Here is an 11,724-nt window from a genome sequence, read left to right as displayed (position 1 = left end):
ATATTATAGGATTACTTTGTTAAATATTCTCTACTCCCAGGTTTTGTTATGGGTAGTTGTTTTAATTCACTTGGAAGTTCTTCCTCGCTGTAGTTTTTGATGTTCAGTTCAATCAAAGATATGACAGGAAAAGGCAGTCTCGTTTCACTATTCCTCTTTATTAGAGAAGCTTCAGCAATGACTTTACCTCCCTCCCCTTCTGCACATTTCACTGCTTCAAGTGAAGATTTGCCTGTGGTTATCACATCCTCGATAAGTAATATTTTCTCACCCTTTTTGATCTTAAATCCACGGCGTAATTCAAACTTGCCATTAACGCGCTCGCAAAACATTGTCTTTATTCCAAGCTGCCTACCAATCTCATAACCTACAACTATTCCGCCAATTGCAGGAGATAATATTAAATCTATGGAGCTATTTAATTCTTTTTTTATTTTATCTGCTAATAATGCGCAAACTTTCATAGCTCTGCTTGGATTTTCAAAAATCTTCCCACACTGTATGTATGTGTCACTATGCAGTCCGGATGATAAAACAAAATGCCCATGCAAAATTGCTTCTGCTTCTTTAAATTCTTTTATTATTAGGTTGTTTTCGTCTAATATCATTTTTTAAGTTTCACTATTACATTCTTTATTAATTATCTGAGTGATACAAATATCAGACCACACGTTTATTGCAGTTTCAAACATATCGATGATTGTATAAATAGGCAAAATCAGTCCCATAATATGCAGAGGAACATTCATCGACATGAGATAACTGGTTGCCATAAAATAGCACCCCATCGGCACTCCAGCGTTACCAATTGCTGCACTAGTTGCTAAAAAAATCCATATAAACATTTCGCTTAAGGAAAATGCGCATCCATTCATCTCTGCAACAAACATTACAGTGATTAGTATAAATGCAGCACATGCATTCATATTAATTGTTGTGCATATTGGTAAAATAAAGGACGACAATTTCTTTGGCACCTTTAGCTTATTTTGCACACAGTCTATAGTTGTTGGCAATGTTGCACTGGATGATTTAGAAAAAAACGCAAGTGTGAGTGCCGGTATAACCCCTTTCAGCGTTTGAATTGGTGATATGCCTTTATACCACATAAGTAGCGGTAAAACCAGAAATGCCTGCACAAAATTTGCAGACATTATGCAAACAAAATACCATAAAAGACTGTAGAACTCGCTACCACCTTTTAATTCGTGCAAAAAACATGTAATAAAAGACCACACAGCAAGTGGAACAAGCTTTAGTAACCCCTGAGCAATTTTAAGTAACGTATCGAAAAGTGCAGAGAATATTTGATGTAATATGTCCTGCTTTTCTTTTGAAAGTGAAACAATAGCTCCACCCATCAAAAAAGCGATCAATATGCTACCAATAACGTTATTTTCAAGAAAAACTTGCACAAAATTCGAAGGAATGAGTGATTTTAAGTATGAAAAGTAACTATAATTGTTATTATCCAAACTTCCTATCGTGTTACATATGAAATTTTTTTTCACTGGGTCTATTAGCAGGTAAAACGATAATGCAACAAACGCAGCTATAATAGTTGTAAGCAGCGTATAAAATAGTGTTTTCTTAACTAAGGTTTTAATTTCGATTGAGTCTTTAAGTCCTGAAATTGTGGAAACTATTGATAGAAAAACTAAAGGTAAACTTATTGATTTCAACAAACTAATAAATATGTCACTAAACAGCTTTGCTATTTCAAATATAATCTCACTGTTTAAATAGTAAGCAACTATTGCAAACAGTATAGAAAAGAGTATTGCAAACTTGTCCATTGAAAATAAAACTTCAAAGTAACATTATACAACAATTTTGCTGTTTTGGAATCAGATTGATAGACAAAATAACTTTACAGATTAGGGAAAGATAAGTAATATTTCATTATTAATTAAGTGTTAAAAATATGTCATGCGATGTACTTTAAATTCAGGTGCACTTAGCCCATTCTGGTGATAACAAATTGGAATAGATAAGGTATGATAACTAACTTTTCTGTGAGTATATAGTTTTGCCAGACACAACAGTACGTACCACGTGCCCTTTTACTTTGCGCCCATCGAAAGGGGAATTCTTTGATTTACTAGCAAAGTTGTCAGTTTTAATTTCCCATTCATGATTGAGGTCAACTAAAATTAAGTCTGCAGCAAGGTTTTTTTGTATACGACCACGTGATACGTGTATTATATCTGCAGGCTTATATGTCAATTTTGCAAGCACATTAAGTAGACCCATTTGCCCACTGTGGTAAAGTTCAAGTGAAAGGGGCAGCATTGTTTCAAGGCCAACAATACCAAATGCAGCATTTTCAAGTGGAAGATCTTTAGAATTATGATCATGCGGAGCGTGATCGGTTGCAATGCAATCAATCACACCTGTCTTTAAACCTTCAACCATAGCTAAACGATCTTCTTCAGTGCGAAGCGGCGGGTTCATTTTTGCAATTGCTCCATGTTGTTTTACTATATTTTCAGTCAAAGTGAAGTGATGAGGGGTTACTTCGCACGTAACATTTAATCCCAAATCTTTTGCACGTTTAATAGCATCAAGTGAATCTTTTGAAGAGACATGTAAAATATGGTAGTGCACATTTTCCATATCTTTCATGAGCAGTATATCGCGACTTACTATAACCGATTCTGATGCACTCAAGATTCCCTTTACTCCCAATTCTTCAGAAATTTTACCTTCGTTGATTGCACCACCTGCTGATAAATTTAAATCTTCTGCATGTTGAGCAATAGGAACACCCAGCATACTTGAATAAAGCAGCGCCTGTCTCATAATCATTGGGTTCATAACTGGCATGCCATCATCAGTGAACCCAACCGCACCTGCTTCCTTTAAAAGTGCCATTTCAGTCAACTTTTCTTCCGAAGTGGTGATTTTAGCGTAAAATTCAACGTTTACATGTGAAGTTTCAAGTGCTCTATATTTCAAATATTTAGCCAAAACAACGCTATCAATTGCTGGAACAGTGTTCGGCTGACAAACTACAGTTGTAACGCCTCCCGTAGCTGCAGATTTGCTGCCTGTATATATAGTTTCTTTATGTTCTTGGCCTGGTTCACGAAAATGTACGTGAATGTCAATAAGGCCTGGCATTAGAACAAGCCCTTTACAGTCTATTGTTTCATCGACCCCACTTGTTGAAAATAATGATTCACCAAAGTCAATAATTTTATCCCCTTCAGTCAATAATGAACCTTTTATATCAAGTTTAGTTTCCGGGTCGATAATACGAGCATTAGTATACGCAATTTTATAGCCTTCCTTTTGCCCTGTTTGCAACAAATTCCAAGTTTGAGTCATTATATTTGAGTATCGATTATAAAATAAATCTAAAGTTTTTTTAACAAAACACAACCAAATAAAAACTCAGACTAAAGTTGCGAGAGCTGTCTTGAATTAAAATTGTCCCAAAAATTTGGCTCTTATAACCGAGTTACTTCAGTTTTAACGTTAATATGAAAAACTCTTAGCTCTGTTGAAGGATTTTCCAGTTGAATATCTAGCTCATTCTGTATGTTCGATAAACAAATCAAAGCTGAGTCAAAATTTTCATCACACTGCTTCGCTTCATGCATACCATCGATTATTTCCTCTAATTCTTCCACATCATCAATTTCTTGCGACGCACTTTTTAATATCGCTTTTATTTGGCTTAAGTTTTGACAAATTTTCTCCTGATATCCAGCAATTCTCTCTTGATATATATCAATCATTTTTTGACATGCGTTGCCTCTAAATGGATGTTCTTTTTTCTCTTTTATGTAAGAACTTTGAAAGTCTTTACAGTTAAGGATTGCTTCTCTATGTTTTTTTATGTCATTAATTGCACTGACTATCGACTTATCTATTTTCTTCAAATTTTCTTCCCGTCCTTCTCTTTTAATTATACTTTTGGATTCATTCTTCATTTGGTTCATTTTGTCATACAAGTTTCTGCATTCTTTGTAAGATACCATTGGTTGTAATATTCCTTCTTCTACACCTTTATTGTAAAAATTCTTCAACTCATCACTTGATAGTATTGTTATAGCATCTTCCCTTTTACCTTGTGATTTAGGATACTTTTTATTCAATGAACTAACATGATTTAACAAGAAATCTTTAACTAGCTCTTCCTTTTTAACTTCAGCTAATTTTTCTAGTGTTTCTATATATTTTAGAACTTCCGCAAAGAGCTGTCCACCAGATGGAGCAAATCCTTGAAGTGGTTTACTCTGAGCTTTATAAAAATCGGTTTGTAAAAAATCTTCAGCTTGTTTTTTTATTACTGAAAGTTCATTAAAGGCTTTTTCTGGATTGATTTTTCTCAAAATGCCAACAGTTTTTCTAATCGCTTTTTCTCTCTTTTTATTATCTTGCTTTTCATTTAATATCAGATGTTCAGTTTCGGTAAAAGCATTACCTTGATCACTCTTTGCAATAGACCTGCTGAGAATCAAGCAATAAAAAGAAGGAAAGGAGGGTGACTAAAATCAAGGTTAACTAAAAGGCGTGCTTAAGATTCACAATACCAGCAATAATATTGAACCTCAGGTTGTATTTTTTCTGAAAATTGCGGTAAACATGAGACATAATCTTAAATATCTTTATCTCACGGATCTTATTTTCTACTCTCATTCTAAATGATGCTAATCTTCTATTATGCTCTTTCTGCTCTGGAGTTAATGGCTTTTTACGATACTTTTTATATGGAATTATAACATTGCTTTGCAATTTTTGCCAACCTTGATATCCAGAATCGGCATATTTTATGCTATCGATTGGTAAATATTTTTCTTGTTTCCTTATGCGAAAATCATTAATTCTACCACGATATGAATTTGACACTGATAAAATTCTTCCACCTTCTTCGATAACAATCTCAGTTTTCATAGTGTTGGTTCTTTTTTTTTCCTGAATATGATTTCTTCCGTTTTTTACTATCTTCTGGTCTCTGTATTTGCTGTTCTGTAACATCAGCCAGAATCTTCAGTATTTTTTCTGGTGTCATACTTCTATCTTTTGTTATAGTAACTTTTTTGGCAAGTAATGGCTCTATTTTCTTCAGTAACCTACATACATTTGCGTTGTGCACATTGAACAGGCACCCTAAAAATCTATGTGTTATGTAAGTGCGATAGTACAAAATTACGCAAAATAACTTATCTTCTAGAGTTGGTAGTTGTGATCTTCTACCATGGCACTTTTTCTGTTTTTCAACTCTTTCCCACCCAGACCTCACTTTTTCCACTACCTTTTCGAACTCCTCTATAGTTAAACCTGTTATACTACGAAAGTTTCTTGGGTGTTTCTTCATGTTATAGTAACTAAAGCTCATTTTTTTACCTTACTCAATCTGCTTATTCTTCTTCTACTTCTCTCACATTATTTTTTCAATCACCTTTTGCAGCAGGTCTATAGATCTTTTTCAGTGGTTTCTTCTGCATGCTTGAGGAAAAAACACCAGCGCTCCACTATGTTTGTCAATTGTTCTGCTTTGTCTTTTTTAAATTTTGGTAGTTCAATGAACACAAACTGGAAACCTTGTAAGTCACGCTCATTAGTTTCCTCATCTCTTATAGTATGGCTAGATATATAATTGGATTTCTTAGGAAACAAAATACAATTTGAAATCGCAATAAAGAAGACCTTCTTTAAATCAGTGTATCTGCTAGACTGTCTTGAGTAAACTTTACCAGCATATGCTTGTGAGCGTTTTTCAAAGCCCTTGTCGCGAGCGAGCTGCATTTCCGACCATAAATCTGTTCCCAACAGAATCTTGACAGAGAACATCAACTATACTTTGTCTCTCAGAGGCAAATTCAGGATTCAGAGCAGTGTTGATAAACTCTATTTCTTGTATAACATTAACTTCAGTACAACCTAAAATATCGTTCAAAAAATGAATAAGAATATCCTTATTTTTTTCATTGCCAAATGTTTTTTTAAAGGTTAGGTCCAATTTTGGATCGAGAAATTTAGAAAAAGCCATAACAAAAATGCCTAAAAAACATTAATAATTATACACTATTCCATACAAATATTCAATCTTTTTTAATATTCGTTCAAGTGTGGCAGAAGAACTTATTCGAATAAAGTAGGTAGTAAAATATAAACATTTTATAAAGTGAAAAATGGACTTTTCAGGCCACTGCTGACTCAATACCCAGTTAATATCCTTTCCACCAGCTCTTTTACTGTCGGTACGTAGCCATTCTCATAAAACGGATCTTGCTTAAATTTGTACACATTGTGCCCGGAAAACATGAGTTCATTTTCAATATCGCCGTCATGTATAATGTTTTGCAGTGTTTTTTGTATACAAAAACTCCGTGGATCTGGCTTTCGTCCTGTTGAATGGTCGCCGTGATCCTTCCAATTGCTAAACAAACAATGACTTAAGCATCCCATACAATTGATTTGATCTTGTCTTACCTCTGCAAATTTGCCTGGCGTCACAAAAATAACAGTTGTATCTGGAGTTTTCATTGCTTCTGTATACCCTGCTTTAGTCCATATATTTGCCAGCTCTTTGTCTTTTGAAGTAAGGTAGATCTTCCTACCTCTGCTACCCATTGCAAATTCACTACTAAATTCTTCGCTGGCATTTTCTGAAAACTTTATTTGACGTGAATTCCGTTTCTGCAACTCACGTATGAAGTTATTTTTTACTGCAGATGAGTAAAACCCTGTTGGACTGAATTTATTTAAAAATACATCACCTTCTTCTAAAGTGAGTAGCTTCTTTTTCCACTCTGCAGAAATTGGGCTTTCTTTCGTCAAAAGTGGACGAGTGCCAAACTGAAAAGCTATTGGTCCAATTTGCAGATTGTCAAACCAATGTTCCCAATCTTTCAAATGCCACACTCCTCCTGCCATAACAATTGGTGTTTCTGAAAGACCGATCTCGTTCATGAAAGATCTAAGCTCTGCAACTCTTTCAAATGGAGCCTGTGGTAGCTCTGGGTCTTCACTGTTACTGAGTCCATTGTGCCCTCCAGCAAGCCATGGATCTTCATACACTACTCCACCAAGCAAATAGGAAGATATTCTTTGGTAAGTACGCTTCCATAATGCTTTAAAAGCACGCACCGATGAGACAATAGGGTAATAATAAACCTGATATTTAGCTGCAATTTCTCCAAGCCTATAAGGCATACCAGCACCGCAGGTAATACCATGAACTAAGCCTTTTGCTTTTTCTAATATGCCATGAAGGACGCGTTCTGCTGCTCCCATCTCCCAAAGCACATTCATATGTATTCTTCCATGACCTTTTGATATTTCATTCGCTATTTTTGCCTGACTGATTCCCGCTTTAATACTATACTCAATCAATTCACTGTGTTTTTCATTTCTTGTTTTGCCTTTGTAAATCAGCGGCACTAACTCACCATTATCATCAATAAGCTTAGCATTTGCACCAGAAAACGTACCTACAGCATCTGCTGCAGCAAATGCTCCACTTGACCTTCCATCACTGATTGCGATGCCTTTGCCGCCCTCAATGATTGGCCACACTTCCTTTCCTGAAATTACTATCTTTTTTATCTTATTTTTCAAAACTTCCTCGCAATCTTTCACTCTATTTTACTTAATTACTAAAAAAATAATAGCTGTTTATTTTTTCTTATATCATCAGAGCCTCTGCATAGCCAAATTTGGGTTTTGAGTAGACACAGCAGCTACTGTAATATAGTTTCGAAAGAAGTCTAATGTATTTTGCTATATGATCATAGGTCTAACAGGCGGAATTGGGGTAGGAAAGAGCTTTGTAGCTAATTGCTTTCAAGAGTTTGGTCCTGCTGTGTTTGATGCTGATTCTGTTGTACACCAACTTTATAAAGTGGATAAAAGCATAATAAGTTATGCAGAAAAAAATTTTCCTGGAGTAGTAGTAAATGGTGAAATAGGTAGAACAGTACTGTCTAAATATTTCTTAGCCTACGATGAAAATTGGAAACAATTTCAATCTTTGGTTCACTCTGCTGTGCTGCGTGAATTAGAATTTTTTATTGCCAAGGAAAAAAAGATCGATAGAAAGCTTCTAGTTTTAGATGTGCCACTTCTATTAGAAACAAAATTTCATTCATACTGTGACCTTATTATTTTTATCTATGCAGATAGCGTTGTGCAAGCTCAAAGACTTAACGAACGCAACATAGATAAAGAAAAGCTAAATTTAATCTTCAATGTTCAGTTATCTATTGAGGAGAAAAGGAAGATGAGTGACTTTATTATCGACACCAGTGTAAGCAAAGAGTATGTTTTTTCTCAAGTAAAAGATATAGTGGATTCATTAAACCTAAACACGTAGCTAATGCAGCCCTACGTCATACCGCCGCAGTATCTCTTGGCCGCTAACAAGCAGCGGGATGACGAGGTTATCTTCATACTGCCGCGAACCGCCATACCGCCGCGGTATCTCTAGATCCCGCTAACAAGCAGCGGAATGACGATTGTCGATAAATCTAAGTTACTTTAGCAACAGTTATTCTCCACAAAATTACTCCGAATTTTAGTTGTATTATTTGCGGATTTCACTGCTGAAATCTCAAATTTTGAGCTTGTGTTCAAAAATGATTCAACTGACCTGCCAAAAAAATCGTATCTCCACCCCTTGAATAGTTTATCTATCTGCCCAGATATTGACCAGGTTAACTCATCTTTTGAAGAAACTAATTTCCTTGATATGTTACTTTCTTTACATTTACTATCTAAAATAATTGAGAGTATATCGAATACAGATTTATCATAATTATTCGGTAAGATGTTGTTTTGCTGCATCCAATTTTTTTCATTTTCATTAAAAATATTCACAAACTCTAGTAAATCTGCATCTTTTATATTTTTTGCATTCCTCTTGAGATCATCTAAAATCTCATCAACATGCTCTACATTTTTTTCAATAAAACCAGCTATTACAGCATTATTAATTACTTTATTACGATTCATATTATAGCGCTGTGCTAAGGTCTCTTGCCATTCACTAACTGCTTTAACAGTTAATACCAATCTTGGATTTGCTTCATAATTAAATTTAATTCTCTTCCATGCATCTTTTGGACTATGTAAATACTTATTTATATTAACTATTGATTCCATCTCTTCTTGAAACCAACACATCCTATTATTTTCTTCAAGTTTATTGCACAATATTTGGTATAAGTCATATAGGTGTACCACGTCGTTTATTGCATAGTCTAACTGATCCTCGGACAACGGACGCCTTAACCAATCTGAATTTTTAGCTTTAATTTTATCCAGCACTACTCCTTGATATTGCTCTACTACTTTTGAGTAACCAATAAAGTCATGATAATAATGACAAAACATAGCGGCAACTTGGGTATCAAAAATGGGAGTGGGAATACATTTAAACACAGTGAGTAAGGATTCTATATCCTGCCGGCAGCTATGAAACACTTTGGTTATCCCCTGATTTAGCATTATTTTCTTAATGAATGATAAATCAATTTCTGGCACTAATGCGTCTACAATAAAACTTTTCTCTCCGTAAGAAATTTGAATTAACGATAATTTTGGGTAGTAGGTTAAATTATTTCTAATGAACTCCGTGTCAACTGCTATAAATTTCGGCTTTTTTGCTATTAATTCTTCACACGTATCTTCCAGCTCTGATGTTGTACTAATTAGCATATATTTTTCACTTGGTGGTTCTACTTTATCTGACCTTACCCAGAAAAAGTAGAGAGAAAGTTAAGACGTTTTTGTCATGAGAATGATGCATCAAATTGTGCAGGAATGCAATAATTAATAGTAGAATGCCTACGTTGTTTGTTATAAAAGATTTCTATGTATTCAAATATGGCAGTTCTGGTTTGTTGAGCGAGAAGTATCAATAAGCAGCTCCCTTTTGAGTGAACTTTTCTGCAACAGAGTTATCGTAACAACATCCCTTATGGCTCATGCTGGAAATGATGTTTTTTGTATTCAATAGAAATTGGTAATTTTGAGAGGTATACTGTGACCCTTGATCGCTATGTAACAGCAGATTTTTATCGGGTTTGCGCTTATTAACGGCCATCAATAAAGAGTCAATAACCAATTGTTTATTTATTGAGCTACTCATTGACCAGCCAACTACCATACGTGAATATAGGTCAATTATTGCTGCCAACAACCTTCCTTGTGTTCGGAGCTACAACTCGGTTGCTTATTTGCTGTTTTTTATTTTTGAACCTTCGTCTAAGTTTGGCTTTAATGCCATTTTCTTGCATAACACTTTGTACTGTTTTGATGTTATAATTTTTGCCTAAAGCTTTTAATTCAGCGTGAATTTTAGGGATCTGCATTTGGATGCTTTTTTTGAATATCTGCTAGAAGCCCATCTCTTGCTAATTCCTTACTGCTTTTTCCCTTAGCAACCCATTTATAATAACCACCAGCAGATATGTCTAAAACCCTACATAGTTCCTGTATTTTATAGCAATTTCTATATAAAAGAATACTTTACTCTTTTTGTTTGGTCAGGGCTTTTTTTTAAATGTCTCTTTCTCTTGTTACTCTTGCTAGTTCTTTTTTTAGATCAAATCTTTCTTTGTCATAAGGAGCCTTTGTCTGGAAATGCGTATGCTTCTGACATTTTTCCATCATATTTTCTTACCCATTTACTTAACATACTGCCATCTATGCCTAGATCTTTTGCTATTTTTGTACTTCTGTTTCTTTAACCAGCTTAACAGCTTCTAATTTGAATCCTGCTGTATATTCCCTTCTATTTGCCATATTTTGAAAAAACGTTTTATTTTACTCCAAAAACGTCTTAACTTTCTCTCTACTTTTTCTGGGTAAGGTCAGAGTATCCACTTTAACCTCTCTAAATTTGCTCATAACCTCTTAACTTGACGCGTATGACTCCCTACTTGGATGACAGATAGTAGTGCGAAAGCCTCTTACAACTTACTTTTAATTAGTCTAACCCATGCGTGCCAATCCCTCTCACCAAGATTGCTTTCAAAAGATAGGAGATCCTTTACAGCTTTTGAGCAAATTTCTTCACTTGGAATTGATAACTCCCTATTCATTGCTAACGTTAAACATTGAGTTTTGCACGCTCGTTCTAAATGATACGTGTAAAACATTGCTTCTTGTATAGTCCGACCACACGTTATAGATCCATGATTGCGCATTAACATGACAAAATTTTCTTTCAGATCAGCTATTAACCTCTTTCCTTCTGTATTGCTAAGTGCTAGGGAATTATAATTATGGTAAGAGATTTTATTGTAAAAGTGCAGTGCCCATTGACTTATTGGAAGTAGTCCATCTTTTAGAGAAGAAACTGCTATAATAGAAGGTGTATGCAGGTGAAAAATTGCTTGAATGTCTTTCCTTGCTTGATAAACAAAACCATGAATTATATAGCTAGTTTTATTATATTGATATTCTGTACCCTCAATCACATTTCCATCTAGTGATACTCTCATCAATGAATTTTCATTCACTTCGTCAAAGCGTATACCAAATGGGTAAATATAAAACAACTTTTGATCTTCAGAACATACCAAGAGGTGAGTATATGTATGATCATCCAGTTTAAGGTAAGACAAAATCTGATAGGCATAAACTAGATCCCTTTTTACTCTGCTCTTTGTTAACAAAACAATCCTCTGTTAGAATCTTCTGAAGATTTATACACGAAAAAAGGCTTGTAGTAAACTAATAAGTCTATGCCACTCTATCTTGCTTTCT

General features: G+C 34.7%; 11 protein-coding genes and 2 pseudogenes. 1 reads left to right on the top strand and 12 read right to left on the bottom strand.

Annotated elements, in window-relative coordinates; all coding sequences use genetic code 11:
- Positions 1–11 precede the first annotated feature (11 nt).
- The 7 genes and pseudogenes from pyrE to AAGD69_RS03495 form a co-directional block, all read right to left on the bottom strand.
- Complete coding sequence (gene pyrE, locus AAGD69_RS03525) at positions 12–608, bottom strand: orotate phosphoribosyltransferase (RefSeq protein WP_341812615.1); 597 nt, start codon at positions 606–608, stop codon at positions 12–14.
- Positions 609–611: 3 nt separating this feature from the next.
- Positions 612–1,796, bottom strand: a complete 1,185-nt coding sequence (locus tag AAGD69_RS03520) for a dicarboxylate/amino acid:cation symporter (RefSeq protein ID WP_341812614.1) — start codon at positions 1,794–1,796, stop codon at positions 612–614.
- 208 nt (positions 1,797–2,004) lie between these two features.
- Entirely contained in the window at positions 2,005–3,330 is a 1,326-nt protein-coding gene (locus AAGD69_RS03515; protein ID WP_341812640.1) for a dihydroorotase, read from the bottom strand.
- A 122-nt stretch (positions 3,331–3,452) separates the two neighbouring features.
- A complete protein-coding gene (locus AAGD69_RS03510) occupies positions 3,453–4,469 on the bottom strand; it encodes a hypothetical protein (protein WP_341812613.1) in 1,017 nt (338 codons plus the stop codon).
- A gap of 43 nt (positions 4,470–4,512) precedes the next feature.
- Positions 4,513–5,347: pseudogene (locus tag AAGD69_RS03505) on the bottom strand (transposase family protein).
- A gap of 80 nt (positions 5,348–5,427) precedes the next feature.
- A pseudogene (locus AAGD69_RS03500) lies at positions 5,428–6,001 on the bottom strand (Rpn family recombination-promoting nuclease/putative transposase); the annotation flags it as partial.
- A gap of 167 nt (positions 6,002–6,168) precedes the next feature.
- On the bottom strand, positions 6,169–7,572 hold the full coding sequence (locus AAGD69_RS03495; protein WP_341812612.1) for an NAD(P)H-dependent flavin oxidoreductase: 1,404 nt from the start codon (positions 7,570–7,572) through the stop codon (positions 6,169–6,171).
- Between the two features lie 166 nt (positions 7,573–7,738).
- Between AAGD69_RS03495 and coaE the strand changes: the two genes are divergently transcribed.
- Positions 7,739–8,326, top strand: a complete 588-nt coding sequence (gene coaE, locus AAGD69_RS03490) for a dephospho-CoA kinase (protein ID WP_341812611.1) — start codon at positions 7,739–7,741, stop codon at positions 8,324–8,326.
- Positions 8,327–8,490: 164 nt separating this feature from the next.
- Here coaE and AAGD69_RS03485 read toward each other — a convergent pair whose 3' ends face one another.
- From AAGD69_RS03485 to AAGD69_RS03470, 5 genes are all read right to left on the bottom strand, one after another.
- Entirely contained in the window at positions 8,491–9,669 is a 1,179-nt protein-coding gene (locus AAGD69_RS03485; protein ID WP_341812610.1) for a ribonuclease D, read from the bottom strand.
- Positions 9,670–9,743: 74 nt separating this feature from the next.
- On the bottom strand, positions 9,744–9,872 hold the full coding sequence (locus AAGD69_RS06980) for an IS3 family transposase (protein WP_353270857.1): 129 nt from the start codon (positions 9,870–9,872) through the stop codon (positions 9,744–9,746).
- The gene (locus tag AAGD69_RS03480) at positions 9,869–10,150 is read right to left on the bottom strand and encodes a DDE-type integrase/transposase/recombinase (protein WP_264328804.1); all 282 of its coding nucleotides are present in this window, start codon (positions 10,148–10,150) and stop codon (positions 9,869–9,871) included. The genes AAGD69_RS06980 and AAGD69_RS03480 overlap by 4 nt, the downstream gene beginning before the upstream one ends.
- A complete protein-coding gene (locus AAGD69_RS03475) occupies positions 10,134–10,325 on the bottom strand; it encodes a transposase (protein WP_341812292.1) in 192 nt (63 codons plus the stop codon). The genes AAGD69_RS03480 and AAGD69_RS03475 overlap by 17 nt, the downstream gene beginning before the upstream one ends.
- 600 nt (positions 10,326–10,925) lie before the next feature.
- Positions 10,926–11,633 (bottom strand): class II aldolase/adducin family protein, encoded by a 708-nt coding sequence (locus tag AAGD69_RS03470; protein ID WP_341812609.1) that lies wholly within the window; start codon positions 11,631–11,633, stop codon positions 10,926–10,928.
- Positions 11,634–11,724 lie beyond the last annotated feature (91 nt).

Source organism: Wolbachia endosymbiont (group A) of Conops quadrifasciatus (genome assembly GCF_964027015.1).
GTDB lineage: Bacteria > Pseudomonadota > Alphaproteobacteria > Rickettsiales > Anaplasmataceae > Wolbachia.
This window is presented reverse-complemented; position numbering and strand designations above follow the sequence as displayed.

Excerpts from the sequence above, each read along its gene's own strand:
- pyrE (WP_341812615.1), bottom strand. The coding sequence starts at position 608 with ATGATATTAGACGAAAACAACCTAATAATAAAAGAATTTAAAGAAGCA.
- AAGD69_RS03520 (WP_341812614.1), bottom strand. The coding sequence starts at position 1,796 with ATGGACAAGTTTGCAATACTCTTTTCTATACTGTTTGCAATAGTTGCT.
- AAGD69_RS03515 (WP_341812640.1), bottom strand. The coding sequence starts at position 3,330 with ATGACTCAAACTTGGAATTTGTTGCAAACAGGGCAAAAGGAAGGCTAT.
- coaE (WP_341812611.1), top strand. The coding sequence starts at position 7,739 with ATGATCATAGGTCTAACAGGCGGAATTGGGGTAGGAAAGAGCTTTGTA.
- AAGD69_RS03485 (WP_341812610.1), bottom strand. The coding sequence starts at position 9,669 with ATGCTAATTAGTACAACATCAGAGCTGGAAGATACGTGTGAAGAATTA.
- AAGD69_RS03475 (WP_341812292.1), bottom strand. The coding sequence starts at position 10,325 with ATGCAGATCCCTAAAATTCACGCTGAATTAAAAGCTTTAGGCAAAAAT.